We start from the raw sequence: 21232 nt of genomic DNA, 5'->3' as shown, positions 1-21232 counted from the left end.
TTAGCGCCCTTCGGTAGTGCAGATACGCATGCCCACAAAAAACGCCGGCCCAATGACAAGGAACCGGCGTTTTTCTGTTCTCCGAGGTCGAAGCGCTTACCCCCACAACTCCGGCTGAGGCGGATAGAGCGTGCTGCCTTCGAACTTCAGTCCCGGTGAGCGGTCTTCGGCCAGGAGCAGAGGTCCGTCGAGGTCGACAAAATCCGCCTTCTGGGCGATCAGGACCGCAGGCGCCATAGCGAGAGACGTGCCGAGCATGCATCCGACCATGACCTTGAGATCCTGGGCGCGCGCTTCATCGCAGAGCTTCAGCGCAGCCGTCAGACCACCTGCCTTGTCGAGCTTGATGTTGACCGCGTCATATTTTGCGCGCAGCCCATCGATGCTCTTGCCCGGATGAAGGCTTTCGTCCGCGCAGATCACAACACGCCGCTCGAGCCCTGCCAACAAGCCATCATTCTTTGACGGCAATGGTTGTTCGATCAGGGCAACGCCCGCAGCTTCGCAGGCGGCCATGTTGATCTCAAAGCAGCTTTCGTCCCAGGCTTCGTTGGCATCGACGATCAGGGTGCTGTCAGGCGCAGCTAGGCGTACGGCAGCAATCCGTTCGTCATCACCGGGCCCGGCAAGCTTGATCTTCAAAAGCGGGCGGTGAGCTGCGGCGCGGGTCTTTTCAGCCATCTTTTCCGGCGTGTCGACGCTGATGGTGAAGGCTGTCGTGACCGGCTTCAGCGGACCGACACCGGCAATGTCCGTTGCCGGTGTTCCGGATCGTTTTGCTTCCAGGTCCCAAAGAGCGCAGTCGACGGCATTGCGGGCTGCTCCGGCGGGCATCGCCTCCAGAAGCTGTTCCCGGCTGAGGCCGTTTTTCAAAAGGGGCGCGATTTCCTCGATCTGCGTCTGAACGGTTTCGAGCGATTCGCCATAACGCGGATAGGGCACACTTTCGCCATGGCCGGTTGCCTTGCCGTCACTCAGGGTGACGACCACGACCTGGGCATGGGTTCGGGTCTCGCGGGAGATCCTGAAACCTCCCGCGATTTCGAAGCGTTGCGCTTCGATGCTGACCTCAAGGCTCATGGCGCACCGAATTCCGCCGAGACCTTGTCAACGATGGCTTCCATGCCGTAGCGGACCGGATCGGTTGCCGGCAGGCCGTGCTTCTCGCCGACCTTTGCCAGGTAAGCGAGGGCCTCATCGTCATCGAGTGCGGTGGTGTTCACCGCAATACCGACGCAGCGGATGTCCGGATTGGTGAGTTTGCCGCAGGCAATGGTCATGTCGATGACCTGCTGGATCGTCGGAAGTGCCGCCTCGACGCCGCGCATCTTCGTGCGTGTCGGTTCATGGCAGACGATGAAACCGTCCGGCTGGGAGCCGTGCAGAAGACCAAGGGTGACGCCGGCGAAGGACGGATGGAACAGGGAACCCTGGCCTTCGATGATCTGCCAGTTATCGGGATCGGTCTCCGGAGAGATCCACTCGGCAGCTCCGGAAATGAAGTCGGCAATCACCGCGTCAAGTGCGACACCGCGGCCGGAAATGAACACGCCGGTCTGGCCGGTGGCGCAGAAGGTGCTGGAATAGCCCCGGTCGTTCATTGCCTTGTCCATGGCAAGGGCGGTGTATTTCTTGCCGACGGAACAATCGGTACCGACGGCCAGGATCCGTTTGCCGGCGCGTTTGGTGCCCTTGCCGGTGGCAAAGGCCATGCTGCTGTGACGCACGTCGTGGAGCTGTCGACCGTTCCGATCTGCGGCTTCCTTGATCGCCGGCACGCTGGCAAGGCGCACATGGAGGCCGGAAGCGACGTCCATGCCTGCATCGAGTGCTTCGACGACAGATTCGACCCAGTGCTCCGGCAGGCGCCCACCGGCATTCACAGCTCCGATGATGAACGTCTTGGCGCCAGCTTCCGCCCCCTCTGCAATCGACATGTCGGCAAGGCCTGTGTCGGCGGCGCATCCGGGCATGCGGACCTGGCCCAGGCACCAGTCCTTGCGCCAATCAACGATGCCGATCGCGGTCTTGGCGGCGAGGGCATCGGGAACATCACCGAGAAACAACAGGTAAGGACGTGCAATTTCCATGGATTAAGCTTTCAAGTGGCTGCTGGAGGGTTTACCAACTTCATGGTGAATGACGGTTGGTATTGAACTTCTCCATCAGGTATACGAGGGATGGTGAACCAGCGGCAAGAGGGCAGCCAGCCGGAATGGCATTCTTGGAAAAAAACATCGCACCGGAGATGGTACTGGAAGCAGACGGGCCGGATCATCAATACCTTGCCCTTTCCGGCGACTGGACTGTCAGCACCATCGCCGACGCAGAAAAAGAGCTGAACAGCCTCACGATCGACAAAAAAAGCCTGACCTGCATCGATGTGTCCCAGATCGAGCATCTGGATACGAGCGGCGCCTGGCTGATCCACCGCACGCGCGGCCGACTGGAATTCGAGGGACGCAAGGTTGGCCTGACCGGTGTCTCTCCCGTCCGCCAGACCCTGTTCGAGGAAATCGAGAGCCACCATCCTCCGAGATACAAGCCTGACAGGAACGGATTTTCCATTGCCGGCTTCCTGGAAGCCACGGGCCGCCAGATGGTGGACGTCTATCACGACGCCTTGGCAATGCTGCATATTCTCGGCTCGCTCGGCCTGGTTCTGTCGACAGTTCTGCTGCAGCCCAAACGCCTGCGCAGCATATCGATCGCGGTTCAGTTCGACCGGAGCTGCATTGGAGCCGTGCCGATCGTCGCGCTGATGAGTTTTCTCATCGGTGCCATCATCTCGCAGCAGGGCGGCTTCTACCTCAGGCAATTCGGTGCCGACATCTTCGTGGTCGACCTTGCAGGCATCCTGGTCCTCAGGGAAATCGGCGTGATCCTGACCGCCATCATGGTGGCAGGGCGCTCGGGATCCGCCTTCACGGCGGAGCTTGGGGCGATGCGGATGCAGGAGGAAGTCGACGCACTGCATGTCATCGGCCTCAGTGTGACTGAAGTCCTTGTTTTGCCTAGGATTCTGGCGCTAATGATTGCTCTGCCGATCCTGACGTTCATTTCGGATCTCGCGGCGCTGCTGGGGTCTGGCATCGTGACATGGGCCTATCTGGACATTCCACCGGCCGCCTTCTTGACCCAGTTGCAGGCGGCAATCACGATCAATACGCTGGTCGTGGGGCTGGTGAAGGCGCCCTTCATGGCACTGATCGTCGGCCTGATCGCCTGTGTGGAAGGGCTGAAAGTCGAAGGCTCCTCCGAATCTCTTGGCCGTCACACCACCATGTCGGTGGTGAAGGCGATTTTTCTAGTCATCGTGGTGGATGGTTTCTTCGCCATATTCTTTGCCGCGATTGGAGTTTGACCGACCGATGACGCCAAGCCAAAGCGTGACGCCTGCAAAAGAGACCGCCGCGACGGGCGAGAGGTCGGACAATGTCCTGTCCGTGCGCGACATCACCGTTGGATTCGGTTCCAAGATCATTCTGCAGGATCTCGACCTGGATGTGCGCCGGGGCGAGGTGCTTGGTTTCGTCGGTGGATCGGGAACCGGCAAGTCGGTGCTTATGCGCACCATCCTGGGCCTGACTCCGAAGCGAACCGGGCAGATTTCGGTTTTCGGACACGACCTGTCGACCGCGAGCCCGAAGGAACGCACGGCAATCGAACGCCGCTGGGGGGTGCTTTTTCAGCAGGGCGCGCTGTTTTCCTCGCTTTCGGTCAAGCAGAACATTCAGGTGCCGATGCGGGAGCACCTGAAGCTTTCACCGCAATTGATGGACGAACTGGCGACCCTGAAACTGGAACTGGTCGGGCTGCCGCAAGATGCCGCCGACAAGCTGCCGTCGGAACTTTCAGGGGGCATGATCAAAAGGGCCAGCCTGGCTCGCGCCCTTGCACTCGACCCGGATTTGGTGTTTCTGGACGAACCGACGTCCGGACTCGATCCGATCGGGGCGGCGGCCTTTGATTCGCTTATTGCAAATCTCAGTTCGACCCTCGGACTGACCGTTTATATGGTCACCCATGATCTTGATAGTTTGCATTCTATCTGTGATCGGATTGCTGTTCTTGGGAAAAAGCGGGTTCTAGCCATCGGCACGATGGACGATATGATGAAAAATGATGATCCCTGGATTAAATCTTACTTCAGGGGTGAACGGGCCCTGCGCCGAGTATAGGTTGGACTGAATGGAAACCCGCGCGAACTATATTCTGATCGGCGCCTTCATGGTCGCAATCCTGATCGGTGCGTTCGGCTTTGTGTATTGGCTCGCCGTCACCGCGGAATCCAGGCAGAATGTTGAACTGAAAATCGTCTATCCCGGACCTGTGACGGGGCTTCCGGTCGGGGGGCAGGTGCTTTTCAACGGCATCAAGGTCGGCGATGTGAAATCGCTGGACTTTGCACCGGGGGATCCGACCAAGGTTGTGGCCACCGTTGGCATCAAGCCCTCGACGCCCTTGCGCGAAGATACCAAGGCAACACTGAATTTCACCGGCCTGACAGGCGTCGCCTATGTCGACCTCAGTGGCGGATCATCTGAATCGCCGCTTCTGCTGAGCATGTCCGACGACCAGGACGAAGACAAAGTTCCGGTCATCTACGCCGAACGGTCCTTCTTCGATGACATTGTGGATGGTGCCCGCGATGTTCTCAAGCGTGCGGATTCGACCATGAAGACGGTCGACGACCTGCTGAAGGACAACGGCCCCGCAATCACCGAGATCGTCAACAACGCCGAGACCTTTTCCGCCGCGCTGGCCGCCAATTCCGATGGGGTGAAGGATTTCATGGCCAGCATCGGCAAGGCTTCCGATGCGTTTTCCAGCCTGTCCGGCCGGCTTGAGACGCTGGTGCAGGAAGGTGAACGCCTGCTGGCTGCCGTGCCTTCCGACAAGGTCACCGCCATTGTCGATGACCTTTCCAAGTTTTCTGCAAGTCTCGGCAAGGCCAGCAGCGACATCGATCTCCTGATGGCCGATGCCCAGAGCGCGGCCAAGGAACTGCAGACCTTCACGGTGAACCTGAATGAAGGGCTCGATCGCGTTCACAAGATTGTTGGCGCGGTTGATCCTGAAGATGTCCAGAAGGTGGTGCAAGGGGCCGCAGCCCTTGGCGAGGTGCTGCAGAAGCGCACCGGGGACATCGACAAGCTGATCAGTTCCACCAGCGAAACCATGCAGAACGTCAATGCGGTGGTGGAAAACATCCGGAACCAGGAAGGCGCGATCAAGGATATCGTGCAAGGCGGGCGTGATGTCGTGGTCAAGGTGGATGCCATCATGACGCGCGGCGTGGAAATTGCCGCTGCCATTGATCCGCTGAAGGTCGAGGAAGTGGTTGCCAATGTCAGCACCTTCACCGACAGCCTCAATGCATCGCTGGGTAAAGTCGACGAGCTTGTGGCGAGTGTCGATCCGGAGAAGGTCAGCAAGGCCGTCGACAATGTTTCCAGCATCATCGACAACTTCAACAATCAGCAGACGCAGATCAACGAGATCATCGCTTCCACCAAGTCCACCGTTCAGAACTTCGAGGCGGTTTCAGCGACGGTTCGTGGCCAGGATGACCGGATCGCGGCGCTGATAACGGATGTTCAGGCGGCTGCCGAACGTTTTGCGACGACGCTTCAGACCGCGAACGACCTGATGAAGGCCGTGGATCCGGAAAAGGTTGCGAATATCGTCGGTTCCGTCGAAACGGCGACAGCAGGTCTTGCAAATCCGGAAGACGGCATTCCGGCCATCCTGGAAAGTGCCCGCAAGGCAGCGGACAACGTTCAGCAGATGACGGACGATCTTTCGAAGCGGACACCTGACGTCGACCAGATCATCACCGATGCCAAGCAGATGACCGCGACGCTGAATTCCACCTCGGTGCGCGTCGAAAGCCTGGTCGAGAAGGTTTCCACCATGGTGGACGGCGATGGTGAAGGCTTGATCAAGGAAGCGACGTTGGCCGCGCAGGCAATCCGCAAGGTTGCGGTTGCGTTTGAAAGCCGGGCAGATTCGATCGCCGGCGGGCTTTCCAAGTTTGCGACCCAGGGCTCTGCGGATTTCGCTGCGGCGCTGGCGCAGGTTAACCGGACACTGATCTCGATCCAGCGGGCGGCGGAAAGCTTTGAACGCAGTCCGAACCGGGTGATCTTCGGCGGTGAAGATGTGCCGACATATTCCGGCGGGCGGCGCCGGTGAGACTGAATGTGCAGAGGCAGGGGCGTATGACGAAGGCAACCACTGACATGACCCGCCGGGGCGTCTTGACCGCTCTCGGGCTCGGCGTGCTTGTGTCCGGATGCGCCAGTTCAGCGCCGTCGGCCTACTACAGCATCGGTGCGGCCGACGTCGGTGGCCTTCAGGGCCGGTCCAGCCGCGTTCAGGTTCTCGTTTCCGCACCTCGGGCGCTGAAAGCGCTCGACACCAGTTACATCGCGGTTGTCGACAAGGGGCCGGTCTACAGCTACTTCCCGGATTCTGCCTGGGCCGACACGCTGCCCAACGTGGTGCAGCTGAAACTGGTCGAAACCCTGCAAAACACCAACCGCCTGCGCGGGGTTGGCCTGCCGGGCGACGGCCTGCTGATCGATTATCAGCTCCAGACGGAAATCCGTGCCTTCGAACTGCAGGTGGCGGGTGCCAATCGAGGTGTCGTCGAAATTTCGGCCCGCATCGTCAACGACCGCAACGGTCGAACAGTTGCCAACAAGGTCTTCCGGGCGGAAACGTCTTCCGGTAGCACGACCGTCGACAAGGCGGTCGAGGCCATGAACGCTTCAGCCGACCGGGTGTTTGCAGAAATGGCTGCCTGGACGCTGCAGAACGTCTGAGGCGGGTACCCTTAACAGCCGCAATTGGGAAACCTTATCCGCATGTTGCCTCCGGCTCTCATGCGGCGGAGAATGATCCTCGGTCTCCGGTGTGCGCTTGTCTGCTTGATGCAGTCTGAAATCCAGCATCCTGAAAAAATAATCGTTGCCGTCTTCCCTATCTGGGGGCAGTGAACAAGGCGGCTGCCTGCTAGTCAGGTGGCCAATGTTCAACGTGAGACGAGACATGACGAGAGTTGCGGGTGATCTCTGGTGCAAGGCTGGTGCCGTGCTTTTCATTATTCTGCTGGGGGCGTTTTCCATGCCCTTTGCAAATGCAGCCGACTTCAGGCTGCGGCCGGATCTCGAGCCGCACCTGAGAAGCCTCAAGCTTATCTATCCCCCTGAAGGACCGCACAGCGTTCTGGCGCAGCTTCCGAACTTGGAAGACGGGGAGGTTGGGCAGATCGATCAGTTTGCGCTTTATCCTGCGGAACCGGAAATGGCAACGCATGTGATTGAGCTTTCAGGCCCGATCGTGAAGGGCGATGCCGGCAAGTTGTCTGCCTTTCTGGACAGCATAAGTGGCCCGTCGATACGCTACCTCGTTTTCAACAGTCCTGGAGGCGATTTCCTCGAAGGGTTCAAGATCGCTGACAGCATCCGGTACAATCTTGAAAGTCAGGATCCGAACATCGGTGGCGTCTTCGTGCTGAAGAACACCAGCTGTGTGTCTGCCTGTGCTCTGGCATTCTCCCTGTCCGTGGACATGGTGCACCCCTTTGCCAGCGATGCCCGCTACGTTGAAAAAGGTGCGGAGCTTGGCTTTCACATGGCATATCTGGCCGGAAATCAGGGCGCGCAGGTCGAGCGTATCGACAAGATCCTGGCCTTTGGCTACCAGGTGACCGAACAATACAGCAAGCTGATTGGCTTCAACATCAATCCGCCTGAGCTGATGATGGAAGCCCTGAAGCATTCCACGGCAGACAGCTTCTTCTATCTGCGCGGCGGAATTAACACCTGGAACCTCGGCTTTTCTCCCGTTTCCAACGAAGCTGAAGCAAACCTTGTCCATGTGGGAGATGGTGTCGACTACGATGCCAACGAAATCTGCAACACCGTCAACGTGGCAGGGCGATCCTTCAAGGCCTACTACGAGGTCGCCGACCTGTTTCAGTTCATGAACTCGGAGTTCTCGCTTTCGGACTTGAAAGCTTTGAAAGGCAGAACGGCAACCCTCTATACCGATACGTTCTCGTGCCAGCTGTCGATGACCCCAGAAGGGGCTCTGTCCGTTGCACTCTGGCGCGGCAAACCTCTTTGTCTGCAACAGGGCCCCGGAAACGAGGAGGTCGACGGTGGCTTGCAGGGCTGGTGTGCTTCCAGGAAAGTCGTTTCAGCCCCTGTAACGCTGGGTCTGATGGGGAACGTCCTTGGGTGCTCGGACAACAGGCTTGTTTCCAAAAACAGCTGGGCTGGCGAAAACGGTGGCCCATCCGGCCGGGTGAAAAGCAATGTGAATTTCCGCTCCAGCCCTGATGTGGGTGGGCAGGTACTGGGTATGTTGCCTGCCGGCGCCACGCTCTCCTTGACCGGTTGCATGATCCGCGCAGACAAGGTCGGCATCTGGTACCAGGGACAGTTCGAAGGGCAGACAGGTTGGGTCAGCGCCCGGTACATATCGCCAAACCTTTACTACGAAGCCGGTCAATTTCTGCCGATTACGCGCCGGGTGAAGCCATCCTGGGAGGGGTCCTCGGAACAATAGACGGTTCAGGTCGTTGCACCTGCCTTGCCGTATCTGACGGGCGGGCAGCCAACGTGCCGGGTAAAGGCTGTGCTGAAGGCGCTGGTGGAGCCATAGCCGGTGCGGCTGGAAATCTCGCCGATGCTGTGGAGGCCTGAGCGCAGCATGTGCTTGGCTAGCGTCATGCGCCAGTTGAGCAGGTAACTCATTGGCGGCAGGCCGACAATGCGGTTGAAACGGGTAAAGAACGCGGAGCGGGAGAGGCCAGCCTCGCCGGCCAGCGCCCGGATCGACCAGGCCTGTTGCGGCGCGCCGTGCATGGCACGCAGGGCAGGGGCCACCCGAGCATCCGCAAGGCCGCTGAGAAGCCCGGTGGAAGCGGTGGATTGGACGCTTGAACGGAAAGCCTCGATCAGGAGGACCTGCAGAAGGTTTTCCAGCACCACATCCCTTGCAGGGCGATCGGCCCGTGCCTCGTCGCGTACCAGGGCTGCCAGCGACGCCAGACGATCTTCGCCGCGCACAACCACCATCTCCGGCAGAAGAGAGACCAGCAGTTCGGCATCCGGGCTTCCGAAGCTGCAATGGCCAACCAACTGCTGAACCTGGGGCGGGGTTTCACGCGGGTCCAGCATGCCGACGCGCACAACACCATCTTCCCCGTAAACAGGCTGGCTGAAATAGCCTGGAGGTGGTGGCGGATCGAGACTGGTGACAGTCAGCCCGCCAACGGCGGGCAGCAGCGCAAAATCGCCCGCTGACAATATCACCGGTGCTCTTCCGTCCACTTCCAGGTTGAGCCGCCCCATCAGCACCAGGCAATAGAACGCTTCGTTGACATCGTCCCGTCGCACCCGGAAGGGGCCGGAGGCTTCCCCGATTTTCGAGAAGGGGGCTCTGGGCCGCAGAAGTGTGATCACTTCAGACAGGGGATCTGCCATTTCGGACTTTCGATAAAAAGACTGAGACTTCTCATGATAGAAAGTTTTGTCCGTCGTGTCGATATGGGGAGCATCCAACAACAGGAGACTTTGTCATGAAGACCATCATGATTACTGGATGTTCCTCCGGCTTCGGGCTGGAAACGGCGCGGTATTTTCTGAACGAGGGCTGGCGGGTGGTTGCGACCATGCGCAAACCCGACGCCACCTTGCTGCCGGCCTCCGAACATTTGCGCATACTGCCGCTGGACGTGACAGATCACACCAGCATTGCCGAGGCCGTGGCTGCCGCCGGTCCGGTTGACGTGCTGGTCAACAATGCTGGTGTTGGCTGGTTGTCGCCCTTCGAGGCAACGTCGGAAGACGTGGTGCGCAGGATATTCGACACCAACACCTTCGGGACTTTCGAGATGATCCGCGCGGTGCTGCCGCAGATGCGGGAGAAGGGCGAGGGCGTTATCGTCAACGTGTCGTCCAGTGTCACGCTGAAGTCCTTGCCGCTACTACCGGTCTATACCGCCAGCAAGGCGGCCGTGAATGCCTATACCGATTGCCTGGCTCTGGAGCTTGCGCCGCTTGGTATCCGCGTCCAGCTGGTTTTGCCGGGCCGCGCACCTTCGACCAGCTTTGGCACGAATGCACGAGCGTTGATGGCGGACGCGATGGAGGCGCCTGCGGCCTACAAGCCCTTTGTCGAGGAAGTGATGGGAGCCTTCATGGCAGATGCCGACAAGGAACCGACCCGGTCGGAAGATGTGGTCAAAGCCATCTGGCAGGCGGTAACCGATCCGTCGTGTCCTGCCCACCTTCCTGCCGGCAGCGACGCGGAAGCGCTGGCGGCCTGATGAAAGGTATGCCGGGCGGTGTGGCCACCGTCCGGCAATTCTTTGGAGTTCGGTTTTCCTGGCCATGCACCGGCCGGTAAAGCCTCAGATGAGCGCCAGTGACAGCAGCGGCACAGCAATCAACAGCGCCAGTCGCAGGATGTCGGCCAGCCAGAACGGCAGAATGCCGGCGAACATCGTCCTCAACGGTACGTCCGTCAACACAGAGCGAAGCACGAAGACGTTGAGGCCTATCGGCGGCGAGATGAGGCTGATTTCGGTGACCACCACCACGATGATGCCGAACCAGATCAGCACCATCTCCGGATCTGCCAGCAAACCGCCACCAAAATCGAGCGAACTGACCAGCGGGAAGAAGACCGGGACCGTCAGCAGGATCATCGACAGGCTTTCCAGCACCGCCCCCAGCACCACGTAGATCAGTACCAGAACCAGAATGACGACATAGGCGTTGACGTCGAGCGACTGAACGAAGGTCAACAATGCGTCAGGCACACCGGCATAGCTGATGAAGTTGGAAAAGACTTCCGCGCCGATGATGATCGCGAAGATCATCGCCGTGGTACGCGCGCAGTTGAGCGCGGCGGTGTAGAGCTTTTCAAACGTCAGACCACCGGACACGAGCGCGATCACGAAGGCGGCGGCAGCACCGATGCCGGCTGCTTCTGTCGGCGTGAAGAAGCCGCCGTAGATGCCGATCATGATCACGGCAAATAGCCCGACAACTGCCAGAACACCCCAGACGTCACGCTTTTCGAGCTTCATGTCTTCGGACGCGGTTGGCGCAAGCTCGGGTTTCAGCAGAACCGTGACGTAAATGGCGCCGAGATAGAACAATACGCCCAGCAGGCCCGGGATGATGCCGGCAATGAACAACTTGCCGATGTCGGCCTCGGTCAGCAGGCCGTATATGATCAGGATGACAGAAGGCGGGATCAGGATGCCAAGCGTGCCACCGGCAGCGATGGAGCCGGTTGCCAGACTGTCGGCATAGCCTGCCTTGCGCATGGAAGGCATGGCCACCTTGGACATGGTGGCAGCCGTTGCCAGAGACGAGCCGCAAACTGCCGAAAAGCCGCCACAGGCGACAATGGCCGCCATGGCAAGGCCACCACGCATGCGGTGAAGCATGTGGTGAGCGGTCGAGAACAGGGACTGGCTGACACCGGAAATGGTCAGGAGGTTGCCCATCAGAATGAACAACGGGATCACCGAAAGGGTGAACGAAAGGCCGGTTTCGAAGGCCGCATTTCCGAGCAGGTTCAGCGCGGCATTCCAGTTGCGCAGGGCCGCGAACCCGGCAGTGCCGACAATGATCATTGCAATTGCAATGGGCACGCGCAGCAGCACGAGCGCGAAGAGCGCAACGAAACCGATCAGAGCTTCAAGCATATTCAATACTCACTGGTATCAAGCTTTTTCGCGGAATCGCCTGGCCGCGAAGACTATGGCGGCGATGGCGGAGAGCGCAAAGGAGGCAGCTCCCAGCCAACCGATCAGCGAGAGCGGGATCTGAAGGGAATCCGTCACCTGTCCGCGACTGTCCATCTTCTCGGCATGCTCGAACAACTTGAACGCGATCAGGGCCAGGACACCGACCGTGCAAACAGCGGCAACCAATGTGCCGAGCCGTTTGAGAAGGGCGCTCTTGAGCCCGTCGAGCAGCTCCACCTCGATATGTTCGCCGGCAGCGGTCGTCAGTGGCAGGGCCAGGAAGATCAGTGTGGCCAGCAGCAGCTCCGTCAGCTCATAGGCACCGTTCACGGGGCTGTTGAAGGCATAGCGTGCGACGACGTCGACACAGGTTAGCCCGATCAGGGCAGCCAGAACACATAAGCAGGCCAGCCCGAGCAGGAAACCGGCCCCTCGCCGGATCGTATCGATCCGGCGAGGGGCCTGGCCGTTGGATTCGGCAGACATGCTTAGTGCTTGATGCCGGTCTTGTCGCGGAACTCGGCCAGAGCGGCGGTGCCGTCAAAGCCGGTTTCGGCAACGGCAGCCGCCCAGGTGGCTTCATGCTTGGCTGCAAGTTCCTTGACCGCCTCCAGAACCGGGGCCGGTGCGTCGTAGACCTCAATGTCCTTGTCGGCAATGTAGGAAGCCGCACGGGCATCCGCGCCATCCCAGACGCCGCCGGCCATTTCGGCAAGGGCTTCACCGGAAATCTTGTCGATGGCCGCTTGGTCTTCTTCCGAAAGGCCGTCCCAGACATCTTCATTCATGACCATGAACCAGGAGGTGTTGTAGAAGCCGCCCGGCAGGCTCATGGAGTATTTGGTGTAGTCGGTCAGATTGAAGGCCTGCAACGCTTCCATGGGGAAGGTGACACCATCGATGACACCGCGGGACAGCTTCTCGTAGACTTCGCCCGGGCCCATGAACTGGGTGATGATGTCAAGTTCCTGAGACAGGTCCGCAACATAACCGCCCGGAGTGCGGATCTTCAGACCGGCAAAATCTTCAGGCTTTTCGATCTTGCGCTGGTTGTTGTGGAACATGCCGGGGCCGTGCACCCAAAGGCCGAGCAGCTTGGTGCCCTTGTGTTCGCCTTGCGCGTCGAGCGTACCGCCATAGACGTCCCAATAGGCCTTGGAGCCTTCGGTTGCGGTGTTTGCGATGAAGGAGAACTGGCCAATGCGCGACCGCAGGAAACGGTCGTCGCGCGTGAAGGAGTGCAGGCCGTAGGTGATGTCGACGATGCCTTCGGCGGCAAGGTCGAAATGCTCGGGCGGCGAGCCGACCGGCTTGGGTAGAATGCGCACGGTTACGCGGCCATCGGTAGCCTTGGCAACTTCTGCTGCCCAGGGTTCCATCACGTCGGTAACGAGTGGGTGTTTCGGCGGCAGCCAGGACGACAGAACCAGTTCGTCGGCGGATGCGCTGGCGATGAAACCGGTCAATGCGGACGCTGCCACACCTGCGAGAATGGAAAGACACTTCAACTGTTTCACGATTTTCTCCTCCCCTTCATTTCATGAAGGCCGTTCTTGCCGGTATGATCCCGGACTTGAAACGTGATGCCAAACATAGTTACATATGCAACAAAATAGTTACACATGAAACCAAGTCAATCGTAAAATCGTGCAGACGACCTAACCAATACTGTTGAGCGCCGATGACCAAGCTGACCGATCCGGAGACCGAGACCCAAGAAGCCATTGGGATTGCGAGCGAAACGCCGGAGATGCCATTGCCCGACTTCGAGCTGGAAACATTTTTTCCCTACCGGGTGCGTGTCTTTTATTCCGACGTCACACGGGCTCTTTCAGCGATTTACCAGCGCGATTACGGCATGATGCCCGCCGAATGGCGCACCATGGCCATTCTTGGCTCGGCCTCTGGCGGACTGCAGGCAAGCGAGATCGTTGCCCGCTCCAGCATGGACAAGGTGGTCGTGAGCCGGGCCGTGAAACGTATGGAGGAGCGTGGCTTTCTGACCCGCGAAAGCAACGAGGCCGACGGCCGCAGTTTTCTTTTGCAGCTTTCAGAGGATGGACGCGCGGCTTTCGAGGATCTTGCTCCCAAGCTGAAAGCCGTCGAACAGAAAATGCTCAGCGGCCTCTCACCTGCGGAAATCGAGGGTTTTCTTGCGGTTACCCGGCGGATCCGGGAAAACCTCTCGGACGAGCTGGACGGGGTGAGCGATTGAGAGGCGGTGGTCATTCGACTTCCCGCGGCCGGGCGATGCCCTAAGACGGCATTGCGTGCCGGATCTTGCGTCCGACTTGAAAGAGGCATCGCCTCATCCAGCTCTCATACGCTCTGCAAACGAGTAGGCCCCGGGTCTCGCGCTGTTCGCCTGGGGTGACACCGGGGTTAGGGTGCCATTAAATCATGCCACTCGGGATTGGACTTCTCGATTAGTTGAACTTTCCAGGATCTGCGCCATTTCTTGAGGCGTTTCTCCATGGCGATGGCTTCGCTCACATCGTCGAACGCTTCTGCAAATACCAAATTGCCGATGCCGTGCTTGCGGGTGAAATCGCCGCCTGCCCCACCGCGATGCTCCTCAACGCGCCGGGCAAGATCGTTTGTCACCCCGATGTAGAGCGTGCCGTTCATCCGGCTTGCCAGGATGTAAACGTTATAGGTCAAGCTTCACCTCTGAAGTGAATTGCATTTGACGGTACAATCGTTTTGCATCTTCAAGTCAAGCGGCGTCGGTCGCTTTGCGTCCCTGGATCAATCTAGGCAGGGCGTCACCCCGGGCGAACGAAGTGAGACCCGGGGCCTACTCGTTTGCAGAGCGTTGGTGGGTCGGTGCGGGCGTTACTTTGGAATGCCCGCAGTCCCATCCAAGCGGAAATGCGGGTGTCCCCCGACGCTCCGCTTCGCTTGGGAGGATATTGATGCCGTTTTGAGCTCATGCAGGTAATTGGCCTTGAACGGGTTGCTTGCGTACAGCGATGAAGTCGGCGGCCGTTTTTTGCCCCTGCAAATAAAAAAGGCGGCCAGTGGCCGCCTTTTTCGTGTCTGACTGTCCGTCTCTTAGTCGAGCCGGCCGCTGGCGTGGGCCAGCATGGTGTAGACCTTGCCGGTGTCCGACGTCAGGTACGTCTGGCCGAGCATGTTGTCGCGGTCGTTGCGCGATACCTGGGCCAGGAGCTGCTCGAAGTCTGCCACATACCGTTCGACAGCAGTGCGGAACTCCGGATCGCGAGAGTACTTCTGACGGATTTCGTCGAAGGTCTGCTGACCCTGCAGCGTGTAGAGGCGGCGGGTGAACACGTGGCGTTCGCCATTGCGGTAGCGGTTCCACAGATCGACGAAGGTTTCGTGATCGATGGCGCGGGCAATGTCGACCGACAGCGAGTTGAGGCTTTCAACCGTGTGCAGCGGCGTGCGGCTCATGTCCGTGTCCGAACCGGCATCGTCGTCGCGCGAGGCGCGGCGCAGCAGGTCGGCAACCCAGCCCTTGCCACCGGAACTGGTGGTTTCGGCAGGGGCCGGCTGCTGCCGGCGAGTGGTGACCGGTGCCGGACGCGGTTCGCTTGCCGGGGCGCTCTGCTGACGGGCAGGGGCTGCCGGAGCATAGTTCACCGGAGCCTGCTGCTGCGGGGCAGGAGCAGGAGCGGCGCTTGCCACTGCTGCCTGAGCCTGCGGCCGGGAGATGTCGAGCGCGTTGGACTGCTTGGCGACAATCTCGGAGAGTTCCGTCAGAGCGCGGATCTGCTCGTTGACCACCTTGCGCAGCGCTGCGGAAGATTCTTCCGCTTCTTCCGGCAGGTTCAGGACACCCTGTTTCAGTTCGCTACGGGTTGCTTCCAGCTCGCGGTGAACGTCGCGGGCAACATCGCGCATCCGGGCGGCCGCATCGTTGAAGCGATCGGACGCTTCGGTAACGGTGCGGGTCATCTCGGCGATGATGTCGTCCTGTGCGGAGCGGATAGCTTCGCGGGCCTTCTGGCCTTCCATGCCTGCCGTGAGGCGCATGGATTCGAACTGCTCGGACACTTGCTTGGACGCTGCTTCAGCCGCCGCGGACAGCATGTTGGCTGCATCGCGTGCCTTGTCGTCTGCCGTTTCCAGCGTTTCGGACAGGGTCTTGGTGAAGGAGCGCATGAGCGTGTCGACGGCTTCGGTCTTCGCCAGAAGCGTGTCCGCAACGTCCTCGATTGCGGTCCGGCGCTCGGAGACACGGCTCTCGACGGAGCGGTTGGTGTCTTCCAGGTGACGGGCTGCCTTGGTCAGTTCCTCCGACTGGTCGCCGAAGCGGCCGGTGAGGTTCTTGATGTCCGCCAGCGTGGTGTCCGTCACATCGCGCAGGTTTGCAACCTGTTCGGTGATGAGGGCCGTGGTGGAGTTGGTTTCCGAAACCGCCCGGTCGACGGCAGAGCGGAACTCGCCGGCGCGGCGGGCCAGGTTGCCCTCCACCTCGTTGAGGTTCTCGCCCGCAGTCGCGACGATGCCCTGCAGGTTGCTGTTGGACGTCTCGATCTTGTTGAGGATCTCGGTAACGTCCGCTTCCAGCCGACGCTTGGTGTCGGTGAGCAGGGTGGTTGCCTGTTCGCTGCGCTCGTTGATGCTGGCGACGATACGGTCGCCGGCTTCCACCAGCGAGCGGGTCGCGTCGAGGCCGGTATGGGCGAATGTGTCGGTGACATCGCGGCCCTTGACCGTGATGGCTTCCAGGATCGCCGTGTGGACCTCGGACAGGCGTCCGGTAAGGTCGTTGGCACGCAGTTCGATGGCGCTGATGAGTTCGTTGCCGTCGGTGCCGACGATCTTCGCCAGCTCGCCGGAACGGGCACCGAAGGCTTCGTTGAGCGCCGTTGCCTTGTCGAGCAGTTCGTTGGCGACCTCGTTGCCGCGGCCGACCAGAAGATCTGCTGCTTCGGTAACGGCGCTGTTGACGCGGGCACGAACCATACCGGCTTCGCTCGACATCTGGCCGCGGATTTCCTCCAGCGTTTTCGCCAGTGTCATGCGGGCCTGCTCGCTTTCGGCGGACAGGTTGCCGGAGATTTCGGCAATCAGGCCGGACAGTTCGTTGCGGACCTTGTCGCTTTCGCCGGTCAGAGACCCGGAGAACTCGGCCAGGGTGCCAGCGTAGAGTGTACGGGCCTTTTCGCTTTCGGCAGCCATGGCGCGGGCGGCATCGCCAACCGCGCTGAGCACCAGCTCGCGGATCTTGCCGCTTTCACCGGACATTGCGCCGGTAGCCTGGCTCATTGCAGAGGTAACCGCATCGGCTGCCTTCTGGCTTTCGCCAACCAGGACGCCGCGAGCTTCGCCGACGGAGCCCAGGACGATCTGGCGCATGCGATCGCCTTCACCGGAGAGCTTCTCCGTCGCCTGGCTGAGAGCACTGTCGACGATTTCGACCGTACGATTGCGTTCGTCGGAGAGGGTCTGGACAGCGGCGGTGACCGCTTCCTGAACCACATCACGTAGACGCGTGCTTTCGGTGGAGAGCGTTGCTCCGGCTTCGGAGATAACGGCCGTGAGAATGTCACGGGCACGCTCGCTCTCGCCGGTGAGGGTGCCGGAAATGCTTTCCAGACGCTCGTTCAGCAGCGTTTCCAGCTGGGTGGCGCGGCTGTCGAGGGTTTCGGCAACCTCGAACACCTTGGCACCCAGGGAGACGTTGATCTCGGCGATCCGCTCGGACAGGGATTCCGTCAGCTGCTCGCTCTGCTTGCCCAGCACGCTGCCGGCTTCCGCCAGACGGTTGTCGAGGGCAGAGGTCATCTCGTCCTGACCGTCGACAAAGGCCTTGGCGATTTCCTTTGTGCGGGAAATCAGGGTTTCGGAGATCTGGCGGGCACGCGCATCGAGGGTCTCGTCGATCCGGTCGGTACCGCTGGTCATGGAGGCGGAGATCAGCTCGGCCTTGTCAGCCATTGCAGACGTTGCTGTATCAACGCGCTGCGACAGGGACTGGCCGATTTCCTCGGCGCGCTCGGCAAGGGTGTTGCCGGCCGCTTCGATGCGCTGACCAAGCTGCAGCGTGATGGCGTCGGAACGGTCCGCAAGTACATCGGTGATGTTGCGGGTCTTTTCCTCCAGCGCATCGCTGATGCCGGTGGTGCGGTTCTCGATGGCATCGGACAGGATCTGCGTACGGGCTTCCAGGGTTGCCTCGAAGGCCGCGGTCCGCTGATCGAGCGTCAGGTCCAGGGTGTTGATGTGGCTGCCGAGAGAGGAGTCCATCGTGGAGATCCGCTCGCTGAGCGAGCTGTCCATCGACGAGAGGCGATGCTCAAGCGAATTGTCCAGCGTGCTGATGCGATCGGTGAGGGTGGCGTCCATCAGGGCGTAGCGCTGTTCCAGCGAAGCATCCATGGTGCCGATCCGCTCGCCAAGGCCCGCATCCATGGTGGTGAAGCGGTGCTCCAGAGAGCTGTCCATGGTGGCGATACGGTCGGTCAAGGTCGTGTCGATGGCGGTGTAACGCTGTTCGAGGGTCGCATCCATGGTGGCGATACGATCGGTCAGGGTCGTGTCGATGGCGGTGTAACGCTGCTCGAGGGTCGCATCCATGGCCGCGATACGGTCGGTCAGGGTTGCATCGATTGCCGAATAGCGCTGGTCGAGCGATGCATCCATTGTCGCGATGCGATCGCCCAGAGAGGCGTCCATGGAGTCGATACGGGTGGCGAACGTCGTGTCCAGCGTGGACAGGCGTGAATCCAGCGCTTCGGACAACAGCAGGGTCTTGGTGTCGAAAGCGTCGATCAACTGGCCGCCGCGATCGGTGACGATGGTTTCCAGCTCGGTGAGGCGGCTCGACAGGCCGTCCTGCAGTGCCTGGCCACGTACTTCCAGAGTTTCGGCAATCTTTCCGCTGATCTGGTTGATGTCGCCGGCTACGCGATCGCCGCGGCTGCCGATGAGTTCGGCAAGCTGGGTTCCGGTTTCCGCCAGTTTCTGGGTAAGTGCACCGGTCTGGTCGCCGAGGCTCGCAGAGAATTCGCCGGAGACGCTTTCCAGGGTCTCCCGGAAGCCAATGGTCTGCTGTTCCAGGATGGTGGCCATCTCGTTGCTGCGGGCAGCCAGACGTTCGTCCAGTTCGCTGCCGTTGATGGAGATGGCGGTGTAGATACGTTCGGAAATGTTGTCGAGTTTCTCGGCCAGCTCACCACCGCGAACGGAGATGGTCTGGGTGAGGGACCCTGCGGTTTCGTCGAGCTTGGAGGCGATTTCACCGCCGCGCAGCGACAGATCGACCACGATGCTCTCACCGGTGCCACGCAGGATTTCCGCAACTTCCGTAGACCGGCTGGACAGGGTCTCGACGATTTCCGCACCTCGGATCGAGATGGTGTCGGTAACTGCCTGGCCTTTTTCGGAAATGCTCTCGACCACACGGTTGCCGGTTTCGGCAAGGGACTCGTCCAGCGTGGTGACGCGGTTGTCGACGGTTGCCACCAGTTCCTCGGTGCGCGAGGTGATGGTGTCGATGAGACGGCCGGAGGTGAGCGACAGGTTGGCGTTGATTTCCTCGCCGCGCGCCGTGATCACTTCGCCAACGTTGTTGCCGGTCGTTTCCAGGGTGAGCCGGAACTCGTCCGCCTTTTCGCTCAAGGTGTTGATCACCGAGTTACTGGAGGTTGCCAGGGTCTCGTTGATCGTCGTGCTGCGAGCGGACAGGGTTTCCACGAAGGTGTTCGCGGTGTCCGCGAAGCGTTCGTTGACCTCGTTGCCACGTGCCGTGAGCGTTTCCCACATGGTGGAACCGGTTTCCGCCAGGCTGTCGACCAGGTCGTTGCCGGTAGACGAGAGGCGGGCGACATAGTCTTCCGCGCGGACCGTGAGGCTGTCGACCAGTTCATTGCCGGAGGCGTTCAGCGTTGCACCGAGAGACTCGATGCGGCTGTCGACGGTGGATGTGAGTTCTTCAACACGGCTGTTGACCGCATCGATCATGCGCTGGGTTGCATGGTCCACGGTGCTGCCGAGTTCACCGGAGGTGCTGGAGAGCTGTGAGGCGAAGCTCTCATGGGCACCGGCGATGGTTTCGCGCACGCGCTCGGCGTTCATGACAATGGACTCGCGCTGGCTGATCAGTTCGTCGATCAGGGCGCGGATCTTCAGTTCGTTGTCATTATAGGAGCGTTCCAGCGAAGACACTTCATTATGGACAAGGACTTCCAGCTCGCTGGCGCGCGCGATCGCGCGTTCGATTCCGTCGCCCATGGCGGCGACTTCGCGGCGGATGGCCTGGCCAACGCTGAGGATGCTTTCCTTGGCCATGTCTTCCGGTTCGGCAAGACGCAGGGCCACTTCGGTCATGCCACGGGCGACAATGCGCATTTCCTGCGCGCGCCAGATCATCATGGCCATGACGAAGAAGAAAATGATCGGAACGACAATGCCGACGACGGCCAGGATCATTTCAGGAGAGCTGAGCAGCGTCTGGGGATCGGTCAGCGATCCGACCTTGTCGGGGAACGCTGTCATGAAGAGGCTGCTGCCAAGCGCGGCCCAAAGGGCGCTGAGGGCGAGGGCGCCCCAGAATGGCGCTGAAGACGGACGGCGCTGCAAGGAGTAGATCAGGTTGCCGATGTTCCGGCGATCGTCGTTGGCTGCCGGCGGGCGTCCGCCGCGGCCACGGCGTCTTGACTGACGCTGCTCTTCGCGCTGGGACTGGCCTCGCGTTTCCCCCTGGGACCGGCGTGCCGGTTCCGCCTGGGCAGGGCTAGCCTCTGCCGCGGAGGTTGTTTCTGTGGTATCCGGGCCGCCGAAATCAAGTTTCAGGGCTTCTTCAACTGCTGAGAGAGCCGCTTCTGCCGGATCTTTCGCCTTTGTCGGATTTGCCATTTAGGGTCGCCTCACATCCGTACTCATTACACACCGGTAATCGTGCAGAGCCGCTGGCGCAGCTCCTTACAGTTATCTACCGGATGCGTCCTCGTTGCGAGCGTTGCCCAGCTGTGGCAACGCCGCAAAACCTGTTCGTGCGAGAGGGCCGCCGCTGACCGACCGTGAACTTTCCGTTCGACGGTACACTCCCCACCTTGCCGCATCAGTAACTGTAATGGCACAATCTCTCCTAACGAACAAGAAACGGCAATAGCGTGAGTCACTTAGGGGGCGGATTGGATGCCGGATTCAAAGCAGGTTGACGCATCGGCAGATGCTGAAAATACGGTTCTGGAAGTTACTCTCAAAGCGGGAAAGTTGACGGCTGCGCAAAGGCGGTGGTTGCAAAAAGGGCTCGGGCAGGCGGGGGGCAAGCTGCCTCTGTTCGATGACAACGGCCGGGAAATTCCGGCGCGCACAATCCGCGCCTGTATCGATGCAGGTTGGGCAGAGCCTTGGTTTTCCAACCCAATCAAGCCCGACTGGCTGGTCTGCAAGCTCACGCCCGCCGCCATCGAAGCACTTTCTGCAAGTCAAAAAGTCAAAAAAAGTTAACGGCGAATCAGATCATTAAAATTTTAG

16 protein-coding genes are annotated in these 21232 nt (G+C 60.3%); 8 read left to right on the top strand and 8 right to left on the bottom strand.

From position 1 onward, the window contains the following. Nucleotides 1–96: 96 nt before the first annotated feature. Both dgcA and dgcN read right to left on the bottom strand, forming a co-directional pair. On the bottom strand, nucleotides 97–1080 hold the full coding sequence (gene dgcA, locus J7447_RS11080) for an N-acetyl-D-Glu racemase DgcA (protein WP_023000654.1): 984 nt from the start codon (nucleotides 1078–1080) through the stop codon (nucleotides 97–99). Further along, nucleotides 1077–2090 carry an N-acetyltransferase DgcN gene (gene dgcN / locus J7447_RS11075; RefSeq protein ID WP_209169618.1) on the bottom strand — a complete coding sequence of 338 codons (1014 nt, stop codon included), beginning with the start codon at nucleotides 2088–2090 and terminating at the stop codon, nucleotides 1077–1079. Before dgcN ends, dgcA begins: the two co-directional genes overlap by 4 nt. Before the next feature lie 125 nt (nucleotides 2091–2215). Here dgcN and J7447_RS11070 point away from each other — a divergent pair, with 125 nt between their 5' ends. From J7447_RS11070 to J7447_RS11050, 5 genes are all read left to right on the top strand, one after another. Beyond that, nucleotides 2216–3364, top strand: a complete 1149-nt coding sequence (locus J7447_RS11070) for an ABC transporter permease (RefSeq protein ID WP_023000656.1) — start codon at nucleotides 2216–2218, stop codon at nucleotides 3362–3364. 7 nt (nucleotides 3365–3371) lie between these two features. After that, entirely contained in the window at nucleotides 3372–4181 is an 810-nt protein-coding gene (locus J7447_RS11065) for an ABC transporter ATP-binding protein (protein WP_209169617.1), read from the top strand. Nucleotides 4182–4191: 10 nt separating this feature from the next. Further along, nucleotides 4192–6198: an MlaD family protein gene (locus tag J7447_RS11060; protein WP_077292419.1), complete on the top strand. Its 2007-nt coding sequence runs from the start codon at nucleotides 4192–4194 to the stop codon at nucleotides 6196–6198. Between the two features lie 26 nt (nucleotides 6199–6224). Continuing rightward, on the top strand, nucleotides 6225–6830 hold the full coding sequence (locus J7447_RS11055) for an ABC-type transport auxiliary lipoprotein family protein (protein ID WP_023014540.1): 606 nt from the start codon (nucleotides 6225–6227) through the stop codon (nucleotides 6828–6830). 226 nt (nucleotides 6831–7056) lie between these two features. Next, entirely contained in the window at nucleotides 7057–8580 is a 1524-nt protein-coding gene (locus J7447_RS11050) for an SH3 domain-containing protein (protein WP_209169616.1), read from the top strand. Between the two features lie 5 nt (nucleotides 8581–8585). Here the strand turns inward: J7447_RS11050 and J7447_RS11045 are convergent, their stop codons facing one another. Continuing rightward, nucleotides 8586–9500: an AraC family transcriptional regulator gene (locus J7447_RS11045; protein ID WP_209169615.1), complete on the bottom strand. Its 915-nt coding sequence runs from the start codon at nucleotides 9498–9500 to the stop codon at nucleotides 8586–8588. A gap of 95 nt (nucleotides 9501–9595) precedes the next feature. Between J7447_RS11045 and J7447_RS11040 the strand changes: the two genes are divergently transcribed. Next, complete coding sequence (locus J7447_RS11040; protein WP_209169614.1) at nucleotides 9596–10345, top strand: SDR family oxidoreductase; 750 nt, start codon at nucleotides 9596–9598, stop codon at nucleotides 10343–10345. A gap of 84 nt (nucleotides 10346–10429) precedes the next feature. On the opposite strand, the gene J7447_RS11035 is transcribed toward J7447_RS11040, so the two are convergent. The 3 genes from J7447_RS11035 to J7447_RS11025 are packed head-to-tail and all read right to left on the bottom strand — an operon-like array spanning nucleotide 10430 to nucleotide 13296. Then, on the bottom strand, nucleotides 10430–11737 hold the full coding sequence (locus tag J7447_RS11035) for a TRAP transporter large permease (RefSeq protein ID WP_055655294.1): 1308 nt from the start codon (nucleotides 11735–11737) through the stop codon (nucleotides 10430–10432). Nucleotides 11738–11755: 18 nt separating this feature from the next. Continuing rightward, on the bottom strand, nucleotides 11756–12265 hold the full coding sequence (locus J7447_RS11030) for a TRAP transporter small permease (protein WP_209169613.1): 510 nt from the start codon (nucleotides 12263–12265) through the stop codon (nucleotides 11756–11758). Between the two features lie 2 nt (nucleotides 12266–12267). Further along, nucleotides 12268–13296, bottom strand: coding sequence for a TRAP transporter substrate-binding protein (locus tag J7447_RS11025; RefSeq protein WP_228148033.1), 1029 nt, complete (start codon nucleotides 13294–13296; stop codon nucleotides 12268–12270). Nucleotides 13297–13460: 164 nt separating this feature from the next. Here J7447_RS11025 and J7447_RS11020 point away from each other — a divergent pair, with 164 nt between their 5' ends. Continuing rightward, nucleotides 13461–13994: a MarR family transcriptional regulator gene (locus J7447_RS11020; RefSeq protein ID WP_209169612.1), complete on the top strand. Its 534-nt coding sequence runs from the start codon at nucleotides 13461–13463 to the stop codon at nucleotides 13992–13994. 167 nt (nucleotides 13995–14161) lie between these two features. On the opposite strand, the gene J7447_RS11015 is transcribed toward J7447_RS11020, so the two are convergent. Then, on the bottom strand, nucleotides 14162–14440 hold the full coding sequence (locus tag J7447_RS11015) for a GIY-YIG nuclease family protein (protein ID WP_209169611.1): 279 nt from the start codon (nucleotides 14438–14440) through the stop codon (nucleotides 14162–14164). A 393-nt stretch (nucleotides 14441–14833) separates the two neighbouring features. After that, complete coding sequence (locus tag J7447_RS11010) at nucleotides 14834–20608, bottom strand: antitoxin (protein WP_023000669.1); 5775 nt, start codon at nucleotides 20606–20608, stop codon at nucleotides 14834–14836. A 282-nt stretch (nucleotides 20609–20890) separates the two neighbouring features. On the opposite strand from J7447_RS11010, the gene J7447_RS11005 reads away from it, so the two are divergent. Further along, nucleotides 20891–21205 (top strand): hypothetical protein, encoded by a 315-nt coding sequence (locus J7447_RS11005; protein WP_209169610.1) that lies wholly within the window; start codon nucleotides 20891–20893, stop codon nucleotides 21203–21205. The last annotated feature ends 27 nt before the right edge of the window (nucleotides 21206–21232 follow it).

It is taken from the genome of Labrenzia sp. R5_0 (genome assembly GCF_017743835.1).
Lineage (GTDB): Bacteria > Pseudomonadota > Alphaproteobacteria > Rhizobiales > Stappiaceae > Roseibium > Roseibium algicola.
This window is presented reverse-complemented; position numbering and strand designations above follow the sequence as displayed.

Excerpts from the sequence above, each read along its gene's own strand:
- J7447_RS11020 (WP_209169612.1), top strand. The coding sequence starts at position 13,461 with ATGACCAAGCTGACCGATCCGGAGACCGAGACCCAAGAAGCCATTGGG.
- J7447_RS11030 (WP_209169613.1), bottom strand. The coding sequence starts at position 12,265 with ATGTCTGCCGAATCCAACGGCCAGGCCCCTCGCCGGATCGATACGATC.
- J7447_RS11060 (WP_077292419.1), top strand. The coding sequence starts at position 4,192 with ATGGAAACCCGCGCGAACTATATTCTGATCGGCGCCTTCATGGTCGCA.
- dgcN (WP_209169618.1), bottom strand. The coding sequence starts at position 2,090 with ATGGAAATTGCACGTCCTTACCTGTTGTTTCTCGGTGATGTTCCCGAT.
- J7447_RS11050 (WP_209169616.1), top strand. The coding sequence starts at position 7,057 with ATGACGAGAGTTGCGGGTGATCTCTGGTGCAAGGCTGGTGCCGTGCTT.
- J7447_RS11035 (WP_055655294.1), bottom strand. The coding sequence starts at position 11,737 with ATGCTTGAAGCTCTGATCGGTTTCGTTGCGCTCTTCGCGCTCGTGCTG.
- J7447_RS11040 (WP_209169614.1), top strand. The coding sequence starts at position 9,596 with ATGAAGACCATCATGATTACTGGATGTTCCTCCGGCTTCGGGCTGGAA.
- J7447_RS11005 (WP_209169610.1), top strand. The coding sequence starts at position 20,891 with ATGCCGGATTCAAAGCAGGTTGACGCATCGGCAGATGCTGAAAATACG.
- dgcA (WP_023000654.1), bottom strand. The coding sequence starts at position 1,080 with ATGAGCCTTGAGGTCAGCATCGAAGCGCAACGCTTCGAAATCGCGGGA.
- J7447_RS11045 (WP_209169615.1), bottom strand. The coding sequence starts at position 9,500 with ATGGCAGATCCCCTGTCTGAAGTGATCACACTTCTGCGGCCCAGAGCC.
- J7447_RS11065 (WP_209169617.1), top strand. The coding sequence starts at position 3,372 with ATGACGCCAAGCCAAAGCGTGACGCCTGCAAAAGAGACCGCCGCGACG.
- J7447_RS11070 (WP_023000656.1), top strand. The coding sequence starts at position 2,216 with ATGGCATTCTTGGAAAAAAACATCGCACCGGAGATGGTACTGGAAGCA.
- J7447_RS11010 (WP_023000669.1), bottom strand. The coding sequence starts at position 20,608 with ATGGCAAATCCGACAAAGGCGAAAGATCCGGCAGAAGCGGCTCTCTCA.
- J7447_RS11055 (WP_023014540.1), top strand. The coding sequence starts at position 6,225 with ATGACGAAGGCAACCACTGACATGACCCGCCGGGGCGTCTTGACCGCT.